At 56.9% G+C, this 25,495-nt stretch carries 24 protein-coding genes; 16 read left to right on the top strand and 8 right to left on the bottom strand.

All coding sequences use genetic code 11. The features are described 5' to 3' along the window. Positions 1-78: 78 nt before the first annotated feature. Complete coding sequence (locus ACR0DT_RS20610; protein WP_480712553.1) at positions 79-300, top strand: YMGG-like glycine zipper-containing protein; 222 nt, start codon at positions 79-81, stop codon at positions 298-300. A gap of 5 nt (positions 301-305) precedes the next feature. After that, on the top strand, positions 306-674 hold the full coding sequence (locus ACR0DT_RS20605) for a hypothetical protein (protein WP_480712552.1): 369 nt from the start codon (positions 306-308) through the stop codon (positions 672-674). Between the two features lie 44 nt (positions 675-718). Here ACR0DT_RS20605 and ACR0DT_RS20600 read toward each other — a convergent pair whose 3' ends face one another. Next, the gene (locus ACR0DT_RS20600; protein ID WP_480712551.1) at positions 719-1,477 is read right to left on the bottom strand and encodes an SDR family NAD(P)-dependent oxidoreductase; all 759 of its coding nucleotides are present in this window, start codon (positions 1,475-1,477) and stop codon (positions 719-721) included. 106 nt (positions 1,478-1,583) lie between these two features. Beyond that, positions 1,584-1,778 carry a SlyX family protein gene (locus tag ACR0DT_RS20595; RefSeq protein WP_170407015.1) on the bottom strand — a complete coding sequence of 65 codons (195 nt, stop codon included), beginning with the start codon at positions 1,776-1,778 and terminating at the stop codon, positions 1,584-1,586. Between the two features lie 131 nt (positions 1,779-1,909). Here ACR0DT_RS20595 and hisS point away from each other — a divergent pair, with 131 nt between their 5' ends. Genes hisS through hisG form a run of 3 tightly spaced genes read left to right on the top strand, consistent with a single transcriptional unit; the run spans position 1,910 to position 5,175 of the window. Continuing rightward, positions 1,910-3,397, top strand: a complete 1,488-nt coding sequence (hisS, locus tag ACR0DT_RS20590; protein WP_480712550.1) for a histidine--tRNA ligase — start codon at positions 1,910-1,912, stop codon at positions 3,395-3,397. Between the two features lie 3 nt (positions 3,398-3,400). Next, positions 3,401-4,489, top strand: a complete 1,089-nt coding sequence (locus tag ACR0DT_RS20585; RefSeq protein WP_480712549.1) for an ATP phosphoribosyltransferase regulatory subunit — start codon at positions 3,401-3,403, stop codon at positions 4,487-4,489. After that, positions 4,486-5,175: an ATP phosphoribosyltransferase gene (hisG, locus tag ACR0DT_RS20580; RefSeq protein WP_480712548.1), complete on the top strand. Its 690-nt coding sequence runs from the start codon at positions 4,486-4,488 to the stop codon at positions 5,173-5,175. Before ACR0DT_RS20585 ends, hisG begins: the two co-directional genes overlap by 4 nt. On the opposite strand, the gene ACR0DT_RS20575 is transcribed toward hisG, so the two are convergent. Then, entirely contained in the window at positions 5,176-5,607 is a 432-nt protein-coding gene (locus tag ACR0DT_RS20575; protein ID WP_480712547.1) for a DUF1489 family protein, read from the bottom strand. Positions 5,608-5,736: 129 nt separating this feature from the next. On the opposite strand from ACR0DT_RS20575, the gene ACR0DT_RS20570 reads away from it, so the two are divergent. Continuing rightward, positions 5,737-8,019 (top strand): adenosylcobalamin-dependent ribonucleoside-diphosphate reductase, encoded by a 2,283-nt coding sequence (locus ACR0DT_RS20570; RefSeq protein ID WP_480712546.1) that lies wholly within the window; start codon positions 5,737-5,739, stop codon positions 8,017-8,019. 811 nt (positions 8,020-8,830) lie between these two features. Here ACR0DT_RS20570 and ACR0DT_RS20565 read toward each other — a convergent pair. Beyond that, positions 8,831-10,648, bottom strand: a complete 1,818-nt coding sequence (locus ACR0DT_RS20565; protein WP_480712545.1) for an SLC13 family permease — start codon at positions 10,646-10,648, stop codon at positions 8,831-8,833. 48 nt (positions 10,649-10,696) lie between these two features. Further along, a complete protein-coding gene (locus tag ACR0DT_RS20560) occupies positions 10,697-11,617 on the bottom strand; it encodes an ABC transporter ATP-binding protein (protein WP_480712544.1) in 921 nt (306 codons plus the stop codon). Positions 11,618-11,976: 359 nt separating this feature from the next. On the opposite strand from ACR0DT_RS20560, the gene ACR0DT_RS20555 reads away from it, so the two are divergent. The 3 genes from ACR0DT_RS20555 to rpsD all read left to right on the top strand — a co-directional run bounded on the left by ACR0DT_RS20555 (position 11,977) and on the right by rpsD (position 15,861). Continuing rightward, the gene (locus ACR0DT_RS20555; RefSeq protein WP_480712543.1) at positions 11,977-13,890 is read left to right on the top strand and encodes a DUF3604 domain-containing protein; all 1,914 of its coding nucleotides are present in this window, start codon (positions 11,977-11,979) and stop codon (positions 13,888-13,890) included. A 641-nt stretch (positions 13,891-14,531) separates the two neighbouring features. Continuing rightward, positions 14,532-15,038: a hypothetical protein gene (locus ACR0DT_RS20550; RefSeq protein ID WP_480712542.1), complete on the top strand. Its 507-nt coding sequence runs from the start codon at positions 14,532-14,534 to the stop codon at positions 15,036-15,038. Positions 15,039-15,240: 202 nt separating this feature from the next. Then, positions 15,241-15,861 (top strand): 30S ribosomal protein S4, encoded by a 621-nt coding sequence (gene rpsD, locus ACR0DT_RS20545; RefSeq protein ID WP_170325974.1) that lies wholly within the window; start codon positions 15,241-15,243, stop codon positions 15,859-15,861. Between the two features lie 55 nt (positions 15,862-15,916). Here rpsD and ACR0DT_RS20540 read toward each other — a convergent pair whose 3' ends face one another. Then, positions 15,917-16,798: an AraC family transcriptional regulator gene (locus tag ACR0DT_RS20540; RefSeq protein ID WP_480712541.1), complete on the bottom strand. Its 882-nt coding sequence runs from the start codon at positions 16,796-16,798 to the stop codon at positions 15,917-15,919. A gap of 149 nt (positions 16,799-16,947) precedes the next feature. On the opposite strand from ACR0DT_RS20540, the gene ACR0DT_RS20535 reads away from it, so the two are divergent. Next, entirely contained in the window at positions 16,948-17,772 is an 825-nt protein-coding gene (locus ACR0DT_RS20535) for an SDR family oxidoreductase (protein ID WP_480712540.1), read from the top strand. 2 nt (positions 17,773-17,774) lie between these two features. On the opposite strand, the gene ACR0DT_RS20530 is transcribed toward ACR0DT_RS20535, so the two are convergent. Continuing rightward, positions 17,775-18,236, bottom strand: a complete 462-nt coding sequence (locus tag ACR0DT_RS20530; RefSeq protein ID WP_480712539.1) for an Lrp/AsnC family transcriptional regulator — start codon at positions 18,234-18,236, stop codon at positions 17,775-17,777. 102 nt (positions 18,237-18,338) lie between these two features. Between ACR0DT_RS20530 and ACR0DT_RS20525 the strand changes: the two genes are divergently transcribed. The 4 genes from ACR0DT_RS20525 (at position 18,339) to ACR0DT_RS20510 (ending at position 22,649) form a co-directional block, all read left to right on the top strand. Beyond that, on the top strand, positions 18,339-19,754 hold the full coding sequence (locus tag ACR0DT_RS20525; protein ID WP_480712538.1) for an aminotransferase class V-fold PLP-dependent enzyme: 1,416 nt from the start codon (positions 18,339-18,341) through the stop codon (positions 19,752-19,754). Between the two features lie 65 nt (positions 19,755-19,819). After that, positions 19,820-20,905, top strand: a complete 1,086-nt coding sequence (gene hisC / locus ACR0DT_RS20520) for a histidinol-phosphate transaminase (RefSeq protein WP_480712537.1) — start codon at positions 19,820-19,822, stop codon at positions 20,903-20,905. Then, positions 20,902-21,822: a prephenate/arogenate dehydrogenase family protein gene (locus ACR0DT_RS20515; protein WP_480712536.1), complete on the top strand. Its 921-nt coding sequence runs from the start codon at positions 20,902-20,904 to the stop codon at positions 21,820-21,822. The genes hisC and ACR0DT_RS20515 overlap by 4 nt, the downstream gene beginning before the upstream one ends. Continuing rightward, entirely contained in the window at positions 21,819-22,649 is an 831-nt protein-coding gene (locus ACR0DT_RS20510; protein ID WP_480712535.1) for an extensin-like domain-containing protein, read from the top strand. Before ACR0DT_RS20515 ends, ACR0DT_RS20510 begins: the two co-directional genes overlap by 4 nt. Here ACR0DT_RS20510 and ACR0DT_RS20505 read toward each other — a convergent pair. Further along, complete coding sequence (locus ACR0DT_RS20505; protein WP_480712534.1) at positions 22,646-23,647, bottom strand: DUF2125 domain-containing protein; 1,002 nt, start codon at positions 23,645-23,647, stop codon at positions 22,646-22,648. The genes ACR0DT_RS20510 and ACR0DT_RS20505 overlap by 4 nt on opposite strands. Positions 23,648-23,714: 67 nt before the next feature. On the opposite strand from ACR0DT_RS20505, the gene ACR0DT_RS20500 reads away from it, so the two are divergent. Further along, positions 23,715-24,245 carry a gamma-glutamylcyclotransferase gene (locus ACR0DT_RS20500; protein ID WP_480712533.1) on the top strand — a complete coding sequence of 177 codons (531 nt, stop codon included), beginning with the start codon at positions 23,715-23,717 and terminating at the stop codon, positions 24,243-24,245. Between the two features lie 69 nt (positions 24,246-24,314). After that, a complete protein-coding gene (locus ACR0DT_RS20495) occupies positions 24,315-25,493 on the top strand; it encodes a biopolymer transporter ExbB (protein WP_480712532.1) in 1,179 nt (392 codons plus the stop codon). Positions 25,494-25,495: the final 2 nt, after the last annotated feature.

The following is a 25,495-nucleotide window of genomic DNA, read 5'->3' as shown; positions in this document are numbered from 1 at the left end:
TATTGTTGCCACAGGGTTTTCGCGTCGCTAGGCTGAGGTCATGCCCCGGTTTGGGGCGTGTCACAGGAGGGCACAGCTATGGCAATTTCAGCTATTGGGTTCAGAACACTTGCTTTGGCAGCGGCCGCGTCACTGGCGATGGCGTCCGGAGCGCTGGCAGATGACAAGGATGACAAGAAGAAAAAGCAAACGATCGAAGGTGCTTTGATCGGCGCTGGCGTGGGTGCCTTGGTCGGCGACGGCAAGGGCGCGGCGATCGGAGGCGTGGCCGGTGCCATTATCGGACATAATTGGAAGTGATAGTGATGTGGTTTTTTAGACTCAGAATGCCCGTTTGCGCCGCGATCCTTGCGGCTCCGTGCGTGGTGACGGCCGATGAGGCTGCTGAACAGATGGTGCAGGACGCATTGCCTGTGATGCACTATACCTGCGCCTCGATTGCTGAGGAGGCGGATGGAGACGAAGCCTTCGTCGTAACCGTTGTCGAAAAGATGACGGCTCTGTCGCTCTACAATCGCCAGATCAACATCGAAGACCATGCGACCACTGACGAGGAAAAGGTCCAGCTGCGTGAAGCATTCATAGCTGCGCTTTCAGAAGGATGCGCTGCGGATAAGGATGCCCTCTTGGGCGGAGTGGTTGATAATGCGGTGAAGTCGACGTTGGGTCTGTAGTCAACGGATTTCTGTGTTTCTGACTAAAATTCGGGTCTGAGAGTTTAGTCGGGTGTTCGCAGCGCGGGCAGCCCGACGCCTGTGCTCTCAAAACCTCCATCGGAAGCAATCACTTGGCCCGTTACATAGCTGGCCTTGTCCGAGCAGAGAAATTTAATCACCTGAGCGATCTCTTCTTCCGAACCATACCGGTTCAGTGGAATGGCGTCGTGATATGCAGCGATGATTTCGGGTGTGTGGACCGCCATCGCAAGCTTGGTGCGCACCGGGCCCGGACAGACGCAATTGGCACGAATCCCGTATTCTCCCAGTTCTGCAGCTTGCTGCTTGGTTAGGTGTATGACGCCTGCCTTTGACGTTCCATACGCGACGCGTAGTGTGCTGGCTCGCAGTCCCGAGATCGAGGCGACATTGACAATAGCCCCTCGGCTTTCGCGAAGGGCTGGAATTGAAGCCTGTGAAACCAGAAACACACCGTCAAGATTGGTTTCCATGACACGGCGCCACACCGCAAATTCGTGTTGCTCGATCGGTCCAAATTCGGCGATGCCTGCATTGTTTACCACGGCGTCAATTCGTCCGAACTTCGACATGACTGCCTTTACCATTTCGTCGACCTGATCCTGGTCTGAAACATCAGCTACAACTGGCAACGCGCCATCAAGATCGCTAGTCGCCTCAGTCAATGCCTCCGCATCACGATCGACCATCGCCACGTGCCACTCGTCGTGCAGAAACAGTTTTGAGGTAGCCAACCCAATGCCGCGCGCGGCACCAGTAACAAGAGCGAGTCTTTGGATCATGAATTACTCCCGTCATTGGGTTGCATTGAATGGGGCCCCATTTAACCAATGGAGCTGAAGAAGCTAAATTACTGACCGTCGATTATTGGGGGCATTGAAATTGGGTTCAATAGTGTGGCGGACGTTCGTCTCCGAGCACAACTCCGCCGGACCCTTCTTGCGCCCGTTCGCCTTCGCGGCGCATCAGCATCTCTACCCGGCGTGTCAGACGGTCGATCTCGTCCTGTTGCTGGGTGACGATTGCGTTCAGGTCTTCGACCGTACGGGTCAGGTGGGCGATCTGTTCTTCCAGATGCTGCATAGGGGACTCCTGTGTCTTGTGCTGGTCATAGCGACCCTGTGACACCAAGGCCAGCGAAAGCGCGCCTTGCCCCGATGCGGGCCATGGGATAGACCGCGCGCGGAACAAGTATACTCCCAAGGACGCCCCACATGGCCAAGCCCAAGAAACAGCCCCGCCCCAAGGCCGTAACGCCGAAAGGGTTCCGCGACTATTTCGGCCAGGAAGTCACGCAGCGCACCGAGATGCTGCGGGCTATTGCGGACGTCTATCATCGGTACGGGTTCGACGCCTTGGAGAGCAGCGCGGTCGAGACCGTTGAAGCGCTGGGCAAGTTCCTGCCCGACGTAGACCGCCCGAACGAGGGCGTGTTCGCGTGGCAGGAAGTGGACGAGAACGACAAGGGCGACTGGATGGCCCTGCGTTATGATTTGACCGCACCCTTGGCCCGCGTCTATGCGCAGCACCGCAACGATCTGCCGACGCCTTATCGTCGCTATGCGATGGGGCCGGTTTGGCGCAACGAAAAGCCGGGACCGGGGCGCTATCGCCAGTTTTATCAGTGTGATGCGGATACGGTGGGTACAGCCTCGATGGCTGCGGATGCCGAGATCTGCGCGATGTTGTCGGACACTCTGGAAACCGTCGGCATTCCGCGTGGTGACTATCTGGTACGGGTCAACAACCGCAAGGTTCTGAACGGTGTGCTCGAAGCGATGGGACTAGGCGAAGACTTGGCCGCCCGCGACAACGTTCTGCGAACCATCGACAAGTTCGACAAGGTTGGTGAGCAGGGCGTGCGTGAGCTGCTAACCAAAGGCCGATTGGACGCCTCGGGTGCGTTCATCGACGGCGTGGGTCTCAGCGATGATCAAGCCGAACCGGTGATTGCTTTCCTGACTTCGAAAGCCGCAGACACCGCCGGGACATTGGCCAATCTGCGTGCGGCAGTCGGTGACAGCAAGATCGGTGCCGATGGTATTGCCGAGTTGGAACAGATCGGCGCGCTGCTGGATGCGGGCGGTTACGGTGCGGACCGGATCGAGATTGACCCCTCGGTCGTGCGTGGCCTCGGTTACTACACCGGGCCAGTTTACGAGGCCGAGTTGACCTTTGAAATTTTCGACGAGAAGGGCCGCAAGCGGCAGTTCGGATCGGTTTCGGGCGGTGGTCGCTATGACGATTTGGTCAAGCGCTTTACCGGGCAGGAAGTTCCTGCGACCGGTATCTCCATCGGTGTTGACCGTTTGTTGGCTGCCCTGCGTGAAAAAGGCCGGATCGCTGCGCAAGCGACCGGTCCCGTGGTTGTCACCGTGATGGACAGGGATCGCATGGCCGACTATCAGGCCATGGTGGCCGAGTTGCGCAATGCGGGCATTCGGGCCGAGGTTTATCTGGGCAACCCCAAGAATTTTGGCAATCAGCTGAAATATGCGGATAAACGAAACTCTCCGATCGCGGTGATCGAGGGCGGGGATGAAAAGGCCAATGGCATCGTGCAGATCAAGGACTTGATCCTAGGTGCGAAGATCGCCGAAAGCGCCACGCTGGAGGAGTGGAAGGAACGCCCCAGCCAGTTCGAAGTGACGCGTGGCGATCTGGTCGCCAAGGTGCGCGAAATTCTGGACAGTCAGGACTGACCGATGGCCAAGCGTTCCCAGATACAAGCCCGCGCCGCGATGATGCGGGTCCGGTTCGAGGCTGCAGGCGCGCAGGTCGTTGACCCGCCGCTGCTGCAACCAGCGGAAACTCTGCTGGACCTCTATGGAGAGGATATCCGTGCTCGTGCTTACGTGACCTCGGATGCGTTGCGGGGCGAGCAGATGTTGCGCCCGGACTTTACTCTGCCCGTGGTGCAGATGCACATGAGCGAAGGGGCTGAACCCGCGCGGTATACCTATTCCGGTGAGGTCTTCCGTCGCCAGGAACACGATCCGGATCGGTCAAACGAATATATTCAGGTCGGGTATGAGGTTTTTGACCGCGACGATCCATCCGGCGCTGATGCCGAGGTGTTTTCGCTGTTCGCTCTGCAATTGCGCGGCCTGGCGCTGCGTGCGGCGACCGGTGATATCGGCATCCTGACAGCTGCGGTTCGGGGTCTGCGTACCACGGATCGCCGCAAGGCAGCGCTGATGCGACACCTGTGGCACCCGCGCCGCTTCCGCAATTTGTTGGATCGGTTTGCAGGTCGCAAGCAAGTGCCTGAAGGCCGTGATGCGTTGCTGGACTCACAGGATCCTCTGGCCATTGACGTGCCGATGATCGGCAAACGCCGCGCGAGTGAGATCGAAGCGCGGATTGAAGCTTTGCGTGAAGACCGCGACACACCCCCGATTTCCGACAGCGAACTGGGCGGGCTGGAAACGCTGCTGAACGTGCGCGAAACCATGCCCTTTGCACTGGAACAACTGCGCGATGTGGCGGTGGACTTGCCGCAGATCACCCCGGCGCTGGATCGGCTAGGGGCGCGGGTGGCCGCGCTGCAGGCACGCGGCGTCGATGTCGAGCGGCTGGATTTCGAGGCCGCTTATGGCCGCACATCCATGGAATATTACGACGGGTTCGTCTTTGGTTTCTATGCCGAGGGACGCCCTGACCTGCCTCCGGTTGCTACGGGTGGGCGGTATGATGCGCTGACCCGGCAGTTGGGGAACGGTGCTGAAATCCCTGCTGTGGGTGGCGTGCTGCGCCCTGACCTGATCCTGGAAATCGAGGAGGGCGCGCAATGAGCCTGAAACTGGGCGTGCCCTCGAAGGGCAGGTTGATGGAAAAGACATTCTCGTGGTTTGAAAAGCGCGGCATCACCTTGTCGCGCAGCGGGTCAGACCGGGAATATGCAGGTAAGGTCGAAGGGATTGATGGCGTTTCGCTAATCCTGCTGTCCGCCGGGGAAATCCCGCGCGAATTGGCTGCGGGGCGCATCCATCTGGGTGTCACCGGTATTGATCTGGTGCAGGAAAAACTGCCGCGCTGGGAACAGCAGGTAGAGGAAGTATCACAGCTGGGGTTCGGTAAGGCTGATCTGATCATCGCTACACCGGCTTGTTGGGTGGATGTCGATACGCTGGACGATCTGGACGGGGTCGCGGCGGCCTTTCGCAAGACCCACGGTCATCGGCTGCGGATTGCCACTAAATACCACCGTCTTGTGCGCGAGTTTCTGACAGACGCGGGCGTGGCCGATTACACTTTGGTCGACAGTCAGGGCGCGACCGAAGGCACTGTGATGAACGAAACGGCTGAAGCTGTTGCGGATATCACTTCGACCGGTGAGACCCTGCGCGCCAATCACCTGAAGATTCTGTCGGACGGAGTGATCCTGCGATCGCAGGCAACGTTGTGGCGCAGCCGGGTACCCAACTATTCAGCCGATGACAAAGCGGTTCTGTCCAATTTGCTGGATCGTCTGAGCTGATCAAAGCACTCCGATTTCCGCCAGTGCGCGGTTCAGATCGTCGGGCAGGGCGTCGTCCTGCTCGCGCCCTTGCGGCAGGTCGGCGGGGGTGTCCTCTGGTTTTAGGTAGCGCCAGCCCTGGAACGGGCGTTTCAGAGCGGTTTGGGTGCGATGTATCTCGGGGTCCAGTACGATGGCACAGCGGCGGATGCCATCTTCGCCGCGTACTTCGTCCAGCCGCAGGATGCGCTGACGGCATTGGACCACACCCTTGATCACCCAATAGATTGATCCGCCGTTCAGAATCTCGGCCTCGCGCTTGGGCCACATCCGGGTAACATGGCGCGGGCAGCCGTCCTCGTACAGCGGTTTGCGGCTGTTCTGCCACGCGATCAGCGTGTCGACGCTTTCCGAACCGACTGACAGTTTTATCAGGTTTACGTAGTTATCCACAGCTTTCCCACAGAGTCGTCCCGAGGCGTATCTTGATATTGTAGCTCTCTGGAGGCTTTCATCAAGGTGTTGTGGTGTGCATGTGATTTAGGGTAGTCTGGATACCTCTTTCAGTACAGGGAATCACCAATGAGCCGCTTTGCCGCCCCCATCGCCGAGCAGATCTGGGACATGAAATACCGCTTTAAGAAGGCGGATGGCACGCCCATCGACCAGACGGTCGAAGACAGCTGGCGACGCATCGCCCGCGATCTGGCGCGGGTGGAGAAAGATCAGGAACATTGGGAAGACAAGTTCTTTGAGGCGCTGGAGGATTTTAAATACTTGCCCGCCGGGCGCATCACCGCCGGTGCGGGCACTGCGCGTCAGGTGACCCTGTTCAATTGTTTCGTCATGGGGACAGTGCCCGACAGCATGGGCGGTATTTTCGACATGCTGAAAGAGGCTGCGTTGACCATGCAGCAGGGTGGGGGGATCGGTTATGATTTCTCGACCATCCGTCCGCGTGGCGCGGATGTGCATGGGGTGGCCGCCGATGCCTCGGGGCCGTTGTCGTTCATGGATGTGTGGGACGCGATGTGCCGAACAATCATGTCGGCGGGCTCGCGTCGTGGGGCGATGATGGCAACCATGCGCTGCGATCACCCGGATATCGAACAGTTCATCACGGCTAAATCAGACCCGGCCCGCCTGCGCATGTTCAACATGTCTGTGTTGGTGACCGACCCCTTCATGGAAGCTGTCAAAGCTGATGGCCCGTGGGACCTGGTGTTTGGAGATAAGGTGTACCACACCGTTCAGGCGCGTGACCTGTGGAACAAGATCATGCAGGCCACCTATGATTTTGCCGAGCCGGGCGTGATCTTCATCGACCGCATTAATCAGTCCAACAACCTGAGCTATGTAGAAACAATCGCGGCGACCAACCCATGTGGTGAACAGCCCTTGCCGCCTTATGGTGCGTGTCTTTTGGGTTCGATAAACCTAGCGCGATTGGTTGCGGAACCGTTCGAGAAAGCGGCCCATCTGGATGAAGCCGCGTTGCAGGAACTTGTCGCCACGGCCATTCGCATGATGGACAATGTGGTTGATGCATCCAAATTCCCGCTGCCGGAACAGGCGGCCGAGGCACAGGCCAAGCGCCGCATCGGCCTAGGCGTGACGGGACTGGCCGATGCGTTGTTGATGAAGGGCCTGCGCTATGGCTCGGACGAGGCGGCGCGTCAGACCGAGCGCTGGTTGCACGCGATCGCCCGCGCCGCGTATCTGGCGTCGGTGGACTTGGCGAAGGAAAAAGGGGCATTCCCTCTGTTCGATGCCGAGAAATATCTGGCTAGCGGTACGATGCAGCAGATGGACGAGGATGTGCGCGATGCGATCCGTGAACATGGCATCCGCAACGCATTGCTGACGTCGATTGCGCCGACGGGGACGATTTCCCTTTACGCCGGGAACGTGTCTTCGGGGATCGAGCCGGTCTTTGCTTATGCCTATACGCGCAAGGTGCTGCAAAAAGACGGCTCACGCACCGAGGAAGAGGTGGTCGATTACGCCGTGCAGATGTGGCGCGACAAGTTCGGGGATTTGGAATTGCCCGACTATTTCGTCAATGCGCAGACGCTTCCTCCATCCGATCACGTCAAGATGCAAGCTGCGGCGCAGAAGTGGATCGACAGTTCGATTTCTAAGACGATCAATTGCCCCGAAGATATCAGCTTTGACGCCTTCAAGGATGTCTACATGCAGGCCTGGGATCAGGGGTGCAAAGGCTGTACCACCTATCGGCCGAATGACGTGACCGGATCTGTGTTGACCGTCTCGGAAAGTGCAGACACTGCGCCGGGCGAAAGCGCTGCCGCTCCGCACGAGGTCGATGGTGGTGAAGTGGTCTATATGTCCGAGCCGCTGGATCGTCCGCAGGCGTTGGAAGGGTCGACCTACAAACTGAAATGGCCCGATAGCGAGCACGCGATCTATCTGACCATCAATGATATCGTCATCGGCGGTCGCCGCCGCCCGTTCGAAGTGTTCATCAACTCGAAGAACATGGAGCACTATGCATGGACACTGGCACTTACCCGAATGATCTCGGCCGTGTTCCGTCGGGGTGGGGATGTGTCCTTTGTGGTTGAGGAGCTGAAGGCGGTGTTCGATCCGCGCGGTGGGGCCTGGGTTCAGGGTAAGTACATCCCGTCGATCCTGGCGGCGATCGGTGGCGTGATTGAGCAGCACCTGATCAATATCGGCTTTCTCGAAGGTGAAGGTATGGGGCTGAAATCCGATCCTCAAGCGCAAGTAGTCAACATGGATGCACCACGCGGCAAAACCTGTCCGTCCTGTGGTCAATTCGATATGGTGATGATCGAAGGTTGCATGACTTGCAGGAGCTGCGGGCATTCCAAGTGTGGTTGAGCCCTACGACGGAATTGTGTGAAAGCCTGCATCAGTTTGCAATTTAACCAGCCCAAACTGCAACTTTGACCATAAAAACTTTGCCACCGCTTTTGAGGCGGTGGCGTATCCTAGGGAATTGGAATGCCTTTGGGGTAGTCAGCGCCTTGGCGCGCGCGCACCCCAAAAAGCTGGCGCGTGCCAAGCCGCGTTGGTCCGTCAGAACCAAACTAAGCGCTGAGTAGTTCACTTGAATCTTTTCGACTTCCCCCCGGCCGATCGCCGGTGGTGCGCTGCACAAAAGAACGTTTGTGTCAAACCGACAGAAATTCGCGAAAAGTCGAATTTTTATCTCACTCACTCTGCGTTGTTTCGGAAGCTGCAGGTGCGACACGCGTTGGTCCGTCAGAGCGAGTAAACAAGTAGAACAACAACGCGATGAAAACCAAAGCAGCGAAAACTACCACTCCTGAAATTCCTAAGAGAGGAGCACGATGGCGCGAACCTTTGTTTTCGGGATCAGTGTTATTGCCAGACATTGTATTTCTGACCTCCAATGTGATCCCAAACACTATCATTTTCAGCGCTTACGAACAAATTGACTGTTAACGCAGGATACCCCCATCACCTCTCGGCTTTGGTTGGTATGGGACGTCATCAATCGTGAATGGTATTGTTTGGCTGTGTGTGTCCAGTTACCTTCTTGAGTATGGAATTTGTTATTGGCGCCATAATCACCGTCTTCCTCGTGGTTTGGGGGGCTATTTCGTGGTGGCGCGTACCGAGCCGCAATCGCAAGAAAGAAGACGGCGACAAGTAGCCTTGCCCGTCGTCAGTACGGGAACAGGATCGGCGCGATAGCTACTGCTGCAATCCCGGTCAAGATTGTCAGCGGAACACCAAGTTTTAGAAAGTCGGAAAAACTGTAGCCTCCAGGTGCGACAACCAAAGTGACCACGGGGGTTGAAATGGGTGTTGAAAAGGACGCCGACGCAGCAATCAAAACGCAAAGCGCCACCGGGTAGGGTGAAATTACAAGCGCTTCAGCCGCAGAGATCGCTATGGGCGCCACGAGTACAGCAGAGGCTGTATTGGAAAGGACCAAGCCCAACAAAGCGGTTAGAATGAAGATTGCTGACATTACCGCCCTTGGGCTGGCGTCGCCAACAAGATAAAGCAATTGTTCGACGATCAGATCGGAGCCTCCGGTGACTTGCAGAGCATCCGCCAATGGCAACATCCCGGCGATCAGTACGAGGCTTGGTAGTTTAACTGCGCGATAGGCGGCTTCAGCAGATAGCGTGCGAAAAACAACCGCGGCGACAGCGGCTATCAGGACCGCGGCCGTAATCGAGACGAGCTCAAACAGAGTCGCTGCGATCATCCCAGCCATAATAACTATTGCGGCCCAAAACCCCGACGCTGCGGGTGGTATTGATTGCCGTTCCTGTGGAAAGGATAGCAGCACGAGCGAGTCATGCCGTTTGACGGCTCGATCCAATGCGTCCCAAGGTCCGGCAATCAAGAGACGATCCCCGGATTGCAACGTCGTTGTTGCTACATCCTCGATGGGTTCACCATCTCTGACCAACGCGACGACCTCAACGTCTTTCGCCTCCACTCCAAGTCCAATGCTTACGGCCTTGCCAGTCAGTGGCGACTCTGGATGTACCAAAACATCTGCAAACCCAATCTCATCAATCCACGTGTCGATCTTGTTTTCAGGGTCGATGATCGCGGAGAACTCAGTTCTCTGCGCGAGAGTCTTTTTTGCCTCTTCCGGACCGCGCACTAAGATGCGATCCCCGCGTAGCAACTCCATTCCATCGCGGAACATCGCTGGGATGAGTTTGCCTTTAACGCCTGACCTCAACCTGATCACAATTTTGGAACCGCTTCCGATCAACTCGGCGACGTCTTCTGCAGGAACCTTCTTGGCGACCACGAAGACTGCAGAGTGAGCATGAAGGTCAAAAGATCTCCACATTGCCGCAAGGGTCGTTCCGGTTGTCGCCAAGCCCTCTCCTTGCGTATCCGTATTGGACTGTAGTCGAAACCGCCCCCAAAACAGGACGAAGACAACCGCAACCAAGAGAACAAGGGCGCCGATCAGGAAAAAGGAAAACAGACCCAGAGGTTGATACCCCTGGGCAACCAATTCATCACTTACGACCAGATTTGGCGGCGTGGCGATAAGGGTCAGCATACCGCTGATCAATGCGGCGTAGGACATCGGCATCAGAAGCCGCGCTTTGTCGTTTCCCGTTTGCTCGGCAATTCGCAGAATGACTGGAATAAAAATCGCGACAACTGCCGTGGAACTCATAACGCTTCCCAGAAGGGCGGTGCTGACCATTATAAGGATCAGAAGGCTGGTTTCCCGACTGCCACCGTAACGCATGATGGCATCACCGACAGCCCGTGCCACACCGGTTCTGTCCAGCATTTCCCCCAGTACAAGAAGGCAAGCGACTAGGATCACTACGGTGTTTCCAAAGCCTGCGAGGCTTTCCCCAATTGTCAGCGTACCGCTAAGAGCAAGAGCAATAACCACAATCAAGGCCACAAAGTCGTACCGGACCCGATTGCTTGCCATCAGAACGCCTGCGACGGCAATCAAAGCGAAGACAAAACCGGCCTCATTGGTCATTGCTTTATCCCCTTGAAACAACTGGCCGGCAATCCAGCCGGGCAAAGTTCAGCCGGTTGCGTCAGCCATATCTACGCCTGCTTCCCGCAGCAGATCAAATTTCACGGCTGTTGCGCTGACCTGTCGATAGAATGAAATCAACTGCCGCGTTGGGCCCTGAAGGCGCGTCAATCCAACGGTCGCGGCTACGACTGTGCCGACATCGGTATTACCCTCCAGGACCTGCCAACCGCCGACGACAAGAACCCCCACGGTTCCGACTCCGTTGATCGTGCTGAGGACAAATTTTGATGATAACTTCCATACGAATATCCGCGAACGTGTGTCGTATATCTCATCAAAGTTAGGCGTGATCTCTGCAGCTGAGCGATCGGCTTCGATAAGCCAATTTGTAGCCTTGCGTAATGTATGAACCCTATCTGAGACGAGGCTGTTCACGCGCGTCTGAACAATGAGAACAATGAAAACCTGGGGTATAATCATGCCGATAGCGATCAGCCCCAAAGAGGGTTGATTGGCTGCAATGTAGCCGACGATCACAATAAGTGTCCCGGCCTGCACCAGCGGCTCCGACAATGCACTTCCGGTGAACTTTCCCACTTGCTCAGCCTCTGCCGACACCATTGTTGCTTTGGCGCCGTAGGCAACTTTCCCAGACCCTTGGGGGCTCTCTCGAGACAGATTGCAAATACGCTTGCGTAACTTGCGGATCATGTCCTCGCCCAGAATGCTCGAAAGATATCCCAGTACCCACTTCAACGCGAGGCTCAGGGTTATTACTCCGCCCATTGCCGCGCCAAGCCACAGCAATCCTCCGGGGCTTATGTTCTTTTCGGTCAGCCCGTTTACGATTTCTTTCTGATAGTTCAGAGGAAACGCCGCAAGGGCGGCAATGGACAGCGACAGCAAGATGTTAACCACTTGGCGTCGTCCCGTTGTTTTCCAAATGGATCTGTAGAATTCAAACACTTCACGTTCCCCCAAAATATTTGCGGCACTTCTGCTGAACGATGCAGGTGCCGTTTAGTAAACGCACTGTAACACTCAATTCCATTCGCATAAAAAGATGCGTTTCAGCCGAGCATTTCAGATGAATTGGGGCCCATGAATTATTGAAAACTCAATGGTCGCAATTTGATTTCGCGCACTTTGGGCAGGTCACCGACCCCAAGCTTCAGTATTGCACAGGGGTGCAGATGACGTGCAAGTTTTCTGATCAGATCCACAAGCGGGGGGCTGCGGACAGGGCGCCTTATGCACTCGTACATTTGATTTTTTGCATGCTTTTTTCTAAACTGCGACTTCAGTTTGCTGTTGGGGGGCAAGTCATGAGAACTCATTTTGAACCCAAGTTTTTGCTACAAACAACGACTATCTTGGCGCTTTCATTGGGGACACAAGCAACAGGTTTCGAAGGCGAAGTGCCTCCAGATACAGCGGTGCCCACGCAGACCTACTCTCCGTTTGTTGACCGATCTTATCCTGATCAAGTTCTCTTCGGCGATCTTCACTTCCACACTGAAATTTCGTTCGACGCAGGGCTGGTGGGAACCTCTTTAAACATTCATGACGCCTTCCGCGTGGCCCGAGGCGAGAGGGTAACCTCAAATACCGGGCAGCCCGTACAACTCATCAGGCCCCTCGATTTCCTCGCCATCACTGAACACGCAGAAATGTTGGGGCTTGCGACCGCCATGCGCGCGGCAGACCCCCGGCTTTTGGCTGACGAATGGGGACGTCTGACTTATGAAAGGTTCAATTCCGGGCAGGAAGGCCGGATGGCTGCGTTTGCCGACATCATCGAAATCGCATCAATCGAAGGCCGGGATCCGACAGCTGGTTTGGGTTTGGATGGCGACCTATGGCAACAGATCGTGGATACTGTAGACGATTACTACGAACCCGGCGTCTTCACATCGCTGGCAGGTTACGAATGGACCTCGACACCACGGGGAGACAACCTCCACCGCGTAGTGATCTTCGGGGACGGAGCCGATAAGACCAGTCGCACGCGTCCATTCACCTTCTTTGAAAGCGAAGACCCCGAGCCGCTGTGGGATTATCTGGCGGCCTATGAAGAGGCGACGGGCGGAAGCGCAGTTTCCGTACCGCACAACGGAAACATCTCAAACGGCATAATGTTCGCACCTACCAAGTTTGACGGTTCGCCAATGGACGCGGAATACGCTGCCAAACGCATTCGTTGGGAGCCGATGCATGAGGTAACCCAGATCAAGGGTGACGAGGAAACACACCCCTACTTGTCACCTGATGATGAGTTTGCGGATTTTGAAACCTGGGACGTTGCTAATATCTCGGGAACCGTCGCAAAGACACCTGAAATGCTGCGGTACGAATATGGTCGCTCTGCTTTGAAGGTCGGGCTTGAGGTTCAGCAAGAGACAGGCGTAAACCCGTTCAAGTTTGGCTTCTACGGTACGACAGACACGCATACCGCGCTCCCGACCACACGGGAAGACAACTACTTCGGCAAGTACCAACACACAGAGCCTTCGGCAAACCGTCACAACTTCGATGTAATCCCGGCCGAAGACCCTGCGTTGCGTATCATTACTGCGCAAGAGTCGGCTGCAGGCCTCACCGCTGTTTGGGCACGTGAAAATACGCGTGAGGAAGTCCACGGCGCCATCAAGCGCAAGGAAGCCTACGCGACGACGGGGCCAAGAATGCGAGTCCGGGTCTTTGGCGGCTGGGGTTTCGACGCCGATGATTTGTACGCTTCGGATTTTGTGTCCCATGGGTATCAGAACGGTGTGCCGATGGGCGGAGACCTGAAGAACGCACCTGATGGGGTTTCTCCCAGCTTCTTGATCCGTGCCTTGCGCGATCCGGATGGTGCGAACCTCGATCGTGTCCAAATCATCAAAGGCTGGATCGACGAGAGTGGCGAAACCTATGAACGTATTTTTGACGTGGCCGTTTCCGGTGACCGAGAGATTGGAGACGATGGCCGCGCACGCGAACCGGTCGGATCGACGGTAGATATTGAAAACGCCACGTACAGCAACTCAATCGGTTCTGTGGAACTCGCGGCCTATTGGCAAGATCCGGATTTTGACCCGGGTAACAATGCCTTTTACTACGTGAGGGTTATCGAAATTCCAAAGCCACGTTGGACGACTATAGACGCAGCTTTCTATGATATCCCGTTGCCTGAGGCTGTCCCGGCAGAAGTTCAGGACCGTGCTTACACGTCACCGATTTGGTACAATGCCAAGTAGTGAGATTATTATCTTGGGTAATTCGGGGAACTTTGGTCGCTCTGATGGATGAAAAGAGTGTCCGGTTCTTTGCATTTATGTAGCCGCACTTGAACCTGCGGCAATAGCCACTGGCATGGCCTTCCTGGCATCGATAATGACGGTTATCGTATTGTTCTAAGCGTTGCTTTACTCGAATGGGCTGCCGCTTGAAGCGCAGCTGCGCGAAAATAAGCGTTTATCCAGCCCGTGATCCAGAGAAGAACAAAGTACACCTTTTCACACCGGGATGCAGTAGCCGCATGGCAAAGCTGATAGATCACCGAAAAGAGGTCGGGCTTTGCGTGGGCTTTTTGACCGTAGGCTGGATACTTGCAACCATTTGCGGATCGAAATTTCTAAGCATGTTGCACACAACGGTTCATTGCGCCTGAAAGTAATAGGTTTTTGCAAAGTAGATTGTCTCGAGTTGTACTCAGATGCTGGTTTTCACAACGGTTAATGTGCAAATCCGGCGGAACTATTGCCCACCAGCGGTCAATAGTTGATTCTCTTAAGCAACAATTTCGTTAACGCCGCGTTAACGTCTCTTTTCCGCCTTATTTTACACTGATAAGACTTAGCCAGTACGCAGTGATGGGTTTAAGGGTACGGGCAGTAATATGAGAACCGGACAAGGCGGTCGTATAGCCATTTTTTGGAGGCAGACGGAAATCGACGGGCTTGAGGCAGCGCCTCTGTCCTTTTTGAATGTCGGAGCCGCCTGGTCGTGGCGTGGGCAGGGGCGGTTTTTGGTGGATTCCTCTGCGCAAGTGCTAGAATGGACCGGAGACTCTGGTGCCAGCGCGACGACTTCGACACATTGTGCACACGTTCAAACCCTGCAGGATGTAGCAAGTGAGCAGATTGTTTTGACCAATGGTGCGCAAACGTTCACTGCGGCATTGTTCCAGGTTTCGGGCGAATCTGCGCCGATGCTGGTTTTTGACGGTGATATTCCTGCGCGGGATCAGGATTTCTGGATCAGTGAAATCACCCAAATCGAACGCCAAGGGATCGAAGCCGCTGGGATGAATGAAACCGTCATAGCATTCCCGTCCCAACCGAGTCAGGAAGCAGACGAGCGGGATCAGCGACGGGCGGCTTCTGTCGGCCGCAGGGCAGACTGACGCCCAGGCGACACCAAATCCAGTGAAAATACAGATACTGCACGGCAAGGCGTGTTGACTCTGCCGATTCCACAGATATAAGCGCGACTTCATTGGTGTTGGTGGCCCCCGCAAGGGGATGCCTGTCATGGGGGAAGCCTCAAGAGGACAACGCCCTTCATAGTGGCCCAACTGGGCCTCGACCTTAAGAAGGAGATCAGCCGTGACCAAACGCACGTCTGCCAAGTACAAAATTGACCGCCGGATGGGCGAAAACATCTGGGGTCGTCCGAAATCCCCGATCAACCGTCGTGAATATGGCCCCGGTCAGCACGGTCAGCGCCGCAAGGGCAAACTGTCGGACTTCGGTCTGCAGCTGCGCGCTAAGCAGAAGCTGAAAGGCTACTATGGCGACCTGACCGAGAAGCAGTTCCGCCGCATCTACGCCGAAGCCGAGCGTGTCAAAGGCGATACCGGTGAAAACCTGATCGGTCTGCTGGAGCGCCGCCTGGACGCCGTCGTCTACCGCGCCAAGTTCGTACCGACCGTGTTCGCTGCTCGTCAGTTCGTGAACCACGGCCACGTCAAGGTGAACGGCAAGCGGGTCAACATCCCGTCCTACCGTGTCAAAGAAGGCGACGTGATCGAAGTGCGCGACAAGTCCAAGCAACTGGCCGTTGTGCTGGAAGCTGTTGCACTGGCCGAGCGTGATGTGCCTGACTATATCGACGCCGACCACTCGAAAATGACCGCGACTTTCGTTCGCGCACCGGGCCTGAGCGATGTGCCTTACCCGGTCATGATGGAACCGAACCTGGTCGTCGAATTCTACGCGAAGAACTAATCTTCGCCGACATTCGAACTTTCAAGGCCGTGCATTCTGCGCGGCCTTTTTAGTTTCAGGCTGCGCTTTGCGCTCCGATATCCTGGCGCGGGGATACACCGAATTTTCGGGAATATTCCCGGCTGAACTGGGTGGGGCTTTCATAACCCACATCAAAGGCCGCTTGTGATACGCTGAGCGTCCCATGTGACAAAAGCCGGCGCGCTTCGAGCAATCTGAGATCTTTTTGGTATTGCAGCGGCGACTTGGCAGTGACCGCCTTGAAATGGGCGTGAAAGGCCGAAACGCTCATGCCAGCGGTTTGTGCTAGGTCGGACACGGGAAGCGGAGACCGGAAGTCCACCCTGAGGAAGTCAATCACGCGGGCGATCCGACTGGCTGTACTGTCCCGCCACAACATTTGCCGCAACATACCCCCGTGATCCGCCTGCAGCAGCCGATAGTGGATTTCACGGCTTATCATCGGCGCGAGGACCTGTGCATCCATCTGGTTCTGGCTGGCGCGAAATAGACGGGTCATGGCGTCGATCAGATTGGGGGAGGCCTTGGATGCAGCAAGACTGTGGGCCGCTTCCGGTTCGGCGGTCTCAATCTCATCGTAAAGGCTGCGCAGGATGGACAGGTCCAGCGCAAAAACCAGCCCCACATAGGGTTTCTCGCGGCTTGCCTCGGTGACGGAGGCCAGAACCGGAAGCGAATGGCTTACGATTAGAGAGTCGCCTGCCCCGAAATGCACCAGTCGATCGCCGATACGTGTTTCTTTCTTCCCTTGTAGAACCAGGCAAGCGATGGGTTCATAGACCTGCGCTTCGACAGACTTGGTTTTGACATCGTGCAGCAACCCAAATCCCTCGATTGCGGTGGGGTAGAAGGCAGCATCTTCTGGCTCATTGCGCACAGTGTTGCAGATTTCGGTAATCAAATCGGTATGTGTCATGGCAAGTATAACATATTTTCCGGGCCAGCCGACGACCAGTAAAAATCCCGAGGTTCAGAGAAATAGGCAGGAGTTGCAGAGAATCTGGCAGGCAGACAGTGGCTCAGTCGCCTATCTGATGGGCAGGATCATCATAGCGGAGAACGACAATGCCACAGACTATCCTCATCACCGGCGCATCTTCGGGCATCGGTAAAGTCACGGCAGAACTGTTTCACAAGCAGGGCTGGAACGTCATCGCCACCATGCGCAGCCCCGAAAAGGAAACCGAACTGACGCAGTTGGAGAATGTTTTGGTCACGCGCTTGGATGTGACCGACGAGGATTCAATCGCGGCAGCAGTGGCACAAGGTATAGAACGGTTCGGTCAGATTGATGTACTGCTGAACAACGCAGGTTACGGTGCTTATGGGCCGTTGGAGGCTTTCCCGATGGATCGCATCCGCCGGCAGTTCGATACCAACGTGATCGGTCTGCTGGCTGTCACCAAATCCGTTCTGCCGCATATGCGGGCCAACGGCTCGGGATGCATCGTCAATATTTCGTCCATCGGCGGGCAGATAACTTTCCCACTCGGCGCGCTGTATCACGGCACAAAATTCGCGGTCGAGGGTCTGTCAGAGTCGCTGCACTACGAACTCGCCGCAGCCGGTATCAAAGTCAAGATCGTCGAACCCGGCCTGATTGCCACTGATTTCGGTGGTCGTTCCTTTGATTTCATCAATGACGAAAGCATGGGAGAGTATCAGCCCGTGGTGCAGGCCCTGTTCAATACATGGGGGTCCGAGGATATGGCCGAACGCACTTCGCCACCCAGCGTTGTGGCTGACGTGATCTGGAGCGCGGTGACGGACGGCACGGACACTCTGCGCTATCGCGCTGGTGAGGACGCGGTTGAGTATCTCGACAACCGCAAGGCTCTGGACGATGCCATCTTCATCGGCGAAATGAAAACCATGCTCGGGCTGACCTGAGTCTAGATCGGTAGCGGTCGCCCCTCGGCGATCGCTTCCATCGCAAAATACGAGGTCACGCTGTCCAGTTCGACCTTTTCGATCAGGCGCTGATAGACTTTGTCATATGACGCCATATCCTCGGTCACGACTTTCAGCTGATAGTCATAGTCGCCTCCGATCCTATGGAAATCCACCACTTCGGGGATAGTCAGCACATGGCTGCGAAATGCCTGCAACCACTCGGCCGAGTGATGTCGGGTGCGCAACATGACAAAAACCACGAGGCTCAGCCCCAGTTTCTCGCGTGCAATCCGCGCCGTCGAGCCGGTGATCACCCCATCCTCGTTCAGCGCCTTCAGCCGTCGCCAACAAGCGTTTTGTGACAAGCCAACCCGATCCGCCAGTTCTCGCTGGGACAATGTAGCGTCTGTTTGCAGCTCGCGGAGGATGTGTTTATCAATTTGATCTATTTTTTTCTCCATTACTAATCATATGACACAAATTTTTTAAAATCCATCAAAAGAAAGGTGAAGTATTCTCGGTCCAAAGCAATCACATTGGTGGGGCAATACGGAGACTATGCCATGACCCTGTCCAAATTTCGTGCAGACATCCTGTCCACCACTCGCGATTCAAGCCTGCGCGACGGGCTGATCGGAGAGAACGTTCTGATCCCGGGTCTGCATGGGGACGTGCCGCTGGTTTATGCGGATTACGTCGCTTCGGGCCGTGCGCTGCAGCAGGTCGAGGATTTTGTCACCGAACAGGTGCTGCCTTTCTATGCCAATAGCCACACCGAGGCCTCCTATTGCGGTTCATACATGACTCGCTTGCGCCGCGAGGCGCGCGCAGAGATCGCCCGCATCGTTGGCGCGAGGGGAGAAGACGCGGTGATTTTCACCGGGTCCGGCGCTACCGCGGGTCTGAACCGGCTGGTCAGCTTGTTGGGTGTGGATACGGCTGACCGGTCGGTCGTTTTGATCGGACCTTATGAACACCATTCCAACATTCTGCCCTGGCGTGAAAGCAAGGCGCAGGTGATCGAGATTCCAGAGGCCGCTGAAGGTGGGGTTGATCTGGCGGCGTTGGAGCAGGCTCTGATCGACAACGCTGCGTCGGATCTGATCATCGGGTCCTTTTCTGCTGCATCAAACGTGACGGGCATCATTACCGACCCGGACCCGATCACTCGGTTGCTCAAGGCGCATAGGGCCGTTTCGGTCTGGGATTACGCAGGCGGTGGACCCTACCTTCCTATGGATATGGGCCCCGAGGATGCACGCAAGGATGCCATCGTTGTGTCTCCGCATAAGTTTCCGGGCGGGCCTGGGGCATCAGGAGTTCTGATCGTAAATCAAACCGCCGTGAAACGCACATACCCCAGTTGGCCCGGCGGTGGTACAGTCAGCTTCGTATCGCCTTGGCGGCACGACTACAGCGAAGACTTGGCCACACGCGAAGAAGCCGGAACGCCCAACGTGATCGGGGACATCCGCGCAGCGCTGGCCTTTATCGTCAAGGATGTCGTCGGCACCGACGAGATCGCCAAACGTGAGGAGCAGTTCAACCGCATGGCGCTTGAGGGGTGGGGCAACAATCCAAACCTGACCCTGCTGGGTGTCGACAACCCGCATCGCCTGCCGATCTATTCCTTCCTTGTTCGGGATAACTCGGGCCATCCGGTTCACCAGCAGCTCTTTACCAGGATGCTCAGTGATATCTATGGCATTCAGGCGCGCGGCGGCTGTGCCTGTGCGGGGCCCTACGCGCACCGCTTGTTGGGGATCGACCGTGCAACCTCGGATGAGTTGCACGCGGCCTTGTCCGCGGGGGAAGAGATGAAGAAACCCGGTTGGGTGCGGCTGAACTTCTCGTATCTGATGAGCGAAGACACTGTTCAGTTCATCATCGACAGCGTCAATGACCTGTCCCACCGGACCGAGGAATTCGCACCATTTTACAGCGCCGACCCGGCGACGGCCCGCTTCAAAGCGGCGTGACGGAATTGCCGCTTTTCTCAACGCGTTGAGACAGGTATGAGAGGCTCCAATCAACGGAGCCTCTTATGACCAAGATCACCCCTCAACCCGGCATTATGGACATCGCGCTGTATCAGGGCGGCCAGTCGCATGTGGCCGGGGTCGAGCATGTGATCAAGCTTAGCTCGAATGAAAACCCGTTCGGGCCCAGTCCCAAAGCGATTGAGGCCGTGCGCGACAGTGCCGCCACCTTGCATCGTTATCCTAGTACCGACCATGCCAGCCTGCGCACTGCGATTGGCGATCGTCACGATTTGGACCCGGCGCGGATTATCTGTGGTGTGGGCAGCGATGAGGTGTTGCAATTCATCGCCCAAGCCTATGCCGGCGTGGGGGATGAAGTCATCTATACCGAGCACGGGTTTTCCATGTACCCTATAATCGCACGCATGGTTGGTGCGACGCCGGTCATGGTTCCTGAGCGTGATCGTCACGTGGACGTGGACAACATCCTTGCCGCCGTCACTACGCAGACGCGCATCGTTTTTGTCACCAATCCGGGCAATCCGACCTCGACCATGATCCCTGAAGCGGATCTTGTGCGGCTGGCCGAGGCTTTGCCGCAAAGCTGTCTGATGGTCATTGACGGAGCCTATGCCGAATTTGTTGACGGGTTCGATGGTGGTGCGTTCTTGGTGGACCGGTTCGAAAACGTAATCATGACCCGTACGTTCTCCAAGATCTATGGGCTGGGCGGAATGCGGGTCGGTTGGGGCTATGCCGCGCAATCAATCATCGATGTGCTCAACCGTGTGCGCCAGCCGTTCAACCTGTCACTGACTGCTTTGGCTGCGGCCGAAGCGGCGGTAAAGGATGAGGAGTACCTGACATTCTGCCACGGTGAGAACGCCCGCCTACGCGTGTGGCTGTCGGAAGCGCTGGCCAAGATTGGCGTGCCCTCGGATGCGTCCTGCACCAACTTCATTCTGGCCCGTTTCGCCGATCAAGCCGAGGCAGAGGCCTGTGACGACTATTTCAAGACGCAGGGTTTGATTGTGCGCCGCGTGGCAGGCTACAACCTGCCCAACTCTTTGCGGATTACTGTGGGCGATGAAGATGCATGCCGCCGCGTCGTTGCGGCCATCACTGCGTTCAAAGGGGGCGCTGCATGAGCCAAGTTTACGACCGCGTCGCACTGATCGGGCTGGGCCTGATCGCGTCGTCCATGTTCTGGGCCATCAAACGCGCGGGCCTTGCGGGTGAGGTTACCGGTTATGCCCGGTCCGAGGCCACACGCGACACTGCCCGCCGGATCGGCCTGTGCGACCGTGTCTGTGACACCGCGCAAGAGGCGGTCGAAGGTGCGGATCTGGTGGTGCTTTGCGTGCCCGTCGGCGCAATGGGGGCGGTTGCGCAAGAGATCGCGCCGGTCCTGAAACCGGGCGCGACGGTAACCGATGTAGGCTCTGTCAAGCGGCACGTGATTCAGGCGGTGTCGCCCCATATTCCTGATGGGGTGCATTTCATCCCGGCGCACCCGTTGGCGGGAACCGAACATTCCGGCCCTGAATCCGGGTTCGCCGAATTGTTCGACAATCGTTGGAGCCTGTTGGTTCCGGTCGAAGGATCAGACCCGGACGCCATCGCCCGCCTGCGCGCGCTGTGGGAGGGGATGGGTGCGAATGTGGATGAGATGGACGCGGACCACCATGATCTGGTTCTGGCCGTGACTTCGCACGCGCCGCACCTGATTGCTTATACGATGGTGGGGGTCGCGGACGACCTGCGCCGTGTTACCGATAGCGAGGTTATCAAGTATTCGGCCGCCGGTTTCCGGGACTTTACGCGGATTGCGGCTTCGGACCCGACTATGTGGCGCGATGTGTTTCTAACCAACAAGGATGCGACCCTAGAAATCCTCGGGCGCTTTACTGAGGAGCTTTTTGCCCTGCAACGTGCTATTCGCACCGGTGATGGCGAACATCTGTTTGACTATTTCACCCGCACTCGCGCGATCCGGCGAGGGATCATTGATGCAGGTCAGGATACGGATGCGCCCGATTTCGGACGGGGAAAGGCGAACCCATGAAACGCTGCTGGAGGTTTCTTGCGATTGGATGTGTTGCCATCAGTGCCTCATTGTCCAACGCGGCACCTCCTGAACAGTCGCTGGTTCCAGTGGCGCGGCCCTCGGCAGCGCCGGTTCTGGCCTTTGCCAGCGCCCTTCCCAGCGCAAAGACCCGGCCGGTATTGCGCCCCGCATCGCCGCAGATATTGGCAGTGGCAGCGCGCCCTTCGGAATTGCCGTTGCTGGGGCCGGATACCTCGCTGATACCGTATCTGCGGCCCAAGTTACTGGAACAGGAGGCGTTGTTTAAGAAACGCAAGCTGCGCAAAACCTCGGTCTGTGGAGACATTGCAATTCAGGGCAAGCCTGTCGGAAAAGTGCCCGGTAAGATCAAGGCCTGCGGCATAAAGGATGCTGTACAGGTTACCTCGGTGTCTGGTGTGACGCTAAGCCGTCCGTCGACGATGGATTGCGGTACGGCGATAGCGTTGAACAAATGGGTCGACAAGACGGTTAAACCCACCTTCAAGCGGCGCGGACCGGTGGCCGAGCTTCAGATCGCGGCCCATTACGCCTGTCGGACTCGAAACAACCAAAAAGGGGCCAGGATTTCGGAGCACGGCAAAGGCCGAGCGATCGATATTTCGGGTTTTAAAATGGCGGACGGAGAGGTCGTGACCGTTCTGAATGGTTGGCGCAAGAACCCGTCAAAGCGCCAGCTGACCAAGGTCTGGCGCGGCGCGTGCGGTCCGTTCGGCACGGTTCTGGGGCCAAATGCAGACCGCTATCACAGGGACCATTTCCATCTGGATACGGCGCGCCACCGTCGGGGGCCATATTGCCGTTAACGCAGGATCAGGCGCGGCGTGGGGCCTAAAGGGATTGGGCCCAAAGCTACAAATCCGTCGCGGAAGTTCAATTGAACATCCAACGCGTTGGGGTTGCCGCCAAGCCCGGCCAGAAAGTTTAGTGTCGTTGTCACAGGGTCTACGGCCTGATCGGGCAGGGCACCTGCCGCGTTGGCCATGGCGATCAGGTCGCGCCAGTTTTCGGCCCGGACCGCAATTTCTCCGGTGGGGATACCCTGCGGGTCCACGTCCAGCTCTCCGGTTGCGAACAGGCGTAGCACGCCCCATTTCATTTCGGCCAGGCGCAAGTCCATCTTAACAGGTTGCGGCCTGCTTTGTTCCAGCGCGGATCGGTCCCAGGCCTTGTCGAACGTGGCTGTCAGATCCAGTTCCAGCGTCTCGAACGCCTGCGGCAGAGAAGTGGCCGAGCGCATCAACTCACGCAATTCGTCTCCGGGCGTGAAGCCATCAGCCTTGGCGCTGATCACATAAGCCTCAGGGGTGGTGGTCTGTTCCATCACCAGGGCCAAGGTGTCACCTCCGGCTAAAGCCTCGGCTTCGTCGGTGATTGACCACGGCCCGGCAGTCAGAGCCATCTTTTCCAGCACAAGCGCCACGCCGGGCTGCAGCTGCAGCTCGGCTTGCAGGTTGGTGGCCTGAATCGTCGCGGTCTGGTCAAAATAAGACAGGCGCTGCGGTGTGTCGGCAAACCGCAGCACTTGACGACCGGGCCAGATTGCCGGGCTTTGGAATTCGATCCAATCAGCGCTCCAGGCGGTGCCATTGACCGGGTCGGCCAGGGCTGGGTTGTTCAGGCGTGTCATATGGTGCAGTGGATACCCGGCGGTTTCGACATCTGAAAAATCAGCCTGCCAGCCCTGTTCCTGCTGTTTGTCGAACCACGTGGTGATCGCGTTGCGCAGGCCGAAACCGGCGACGAACCAATAAGCGCTCCAGATCACAGCTATGAAAATGATTACTCGTATCAGACCGCGCATGGCAGTTCGCCCTTTTTCCCACCTCGGAATTGATGTTTATAGACGCAAACGGGCAAGGACCAGTGCTATGACAATGTGGGTTTTCGGATATGGATCGCTGCTGTGGAATCCGGGCTTTCCGGTGGCCCGCAGCGAACGCGCCACGCTGCACGGTTACGCACGATCCTTCTGCATGAGCTCGATCCATCATCGCGGTACTGAAGACCATCCCGGTTTGGTTCTAGCGCTGGACGAACAGGCCGACGCCAATTGCAAAGGTCTGGCCCTGGCGGTTGAGGCGGGACACGAAGAGCGTACCCTGCACGACCTGCGCGAGCGCGAGTTGATCTCATCGGCTTATGTCGAAAAGATGCTGGATTTGCATCTGGACAGCGGTGAGGTCGTGAATGCCGTGACTTACGTGATCGACGCCGACCATGTGCAATATTGCGGCGGTATCCCACTTGAAGAGCAGGCTCAGATCATCGCCCATGCTGTCGGAGGGCGCGGTCCAAACACCGAATACCTCTATAACACCGCCGAACATCTGGCCGAGATCGACCTGCGTGACCCTGATCTTGAGTGGTTGGCGCAACGTGTGCGTGATATCACCGCATAAACCCTTGGCGTCACCGGTGTAAGTTCGCTAGATTCAGCGCAGAGCAGGCAAAAACCGGGAACCACGCGCATGGCGCAGGCACATCAGGGCGCGAGACCCCATTTCTCGCATCCCATTCGACAGATTGTGATGATGTTGGTCGCAATAGGTCTGGCCGGGCTGGGCGTATTCATGGCGTTGCCCTACGTGATGCCGGTGATCGAGGCCAACCCCTACCTAAACGGCTTTATCATTCTGGTGTTCATCATCGGCGTTTTCGCCTGTTTCTATCAGGTGACACAGTTGATCGGTTCGGTCCGGTGGATCGAGGCTTTTGTGGGCGGTGTCGTCCGTGAAGACGCCCGTACACCGCAATTGCTGGCGCCACTGGCGTCCTTGCTACGCGAACGGGGCGCACGATCGCAGATCAGCTCAACCTCGACACGGTCCATTCTGGATTCTGTCGCTGAACGAGTCGAGGAAGAGCGCGAGATCACACGCTATATTACCAATGTCCTTATCTATCTGGGCCTTTTGGGCACGTTCTTCGGGCTGGCCACCACCGTTCCCGCCATCGTCGACACGATCCGCAGTCTCAACCCGCAAGAGGGCGAGGAGGGGCTGGCCGTTTTTAACCGCCTGATGGTCGGGCTGGAATCGCAGTTGCAGGGTATGGGCGTGGCCTTTGGATCCTCGCTGCTGGGGCTGGCCGGATCGCTGATCGTTGGTCTGCTTGAGTTGTTCGCAGGCCATGGGCAGAACCGGTTCTACCGCGAGCTTGAGGAATGGCTGTCCTCGATCACTCGTGTCGGGTTTGCGGCCAGTGATGAAGGGGGCGCTGAACTGGCGGTTCTGACACCGGTGCTGGATGCCATGTCCGAACAGATGAACGCGCTGCAGGATCTGTTTTCAGCACAAGAGGCTGACCGTGCCGCAGTGTCGTCCAAACTGGGCCAGTTGGCGGATTCGATCGGCGAAATGAATGTGCGACAATCCGACAATGACGGCGTGACGGCGGCCCTTGAACGGGTCGCGCTTGGACAGGACGCCCTGTTGGACCACATGCGCGAACAGGGCACCGGCGAAGGGATCGACGCCGAAAGCCGTATGCGCCTGCGTTCGATGGATGTGCAGTTGCTGCGAATTCTTGAAGAAATCTCAGCCGGCCGTCAGGAAAGCATGAGTGAGCTTCGCAAGGATATCGAACTGCTGGTCAAAGCCCTGACTTTACCCCGAGGCGCAGTGCGTACCGCTCCGGAAGGAGAGTAACC

This window comes from Ruegeria sp. BI11 (genome assembly GCF_056538005.1).
The sequence above is the reverse complement of the archived record's forward strand: the minus strand, read 5'-3'. Positions and strand labels throughout refer to the sequence as shown.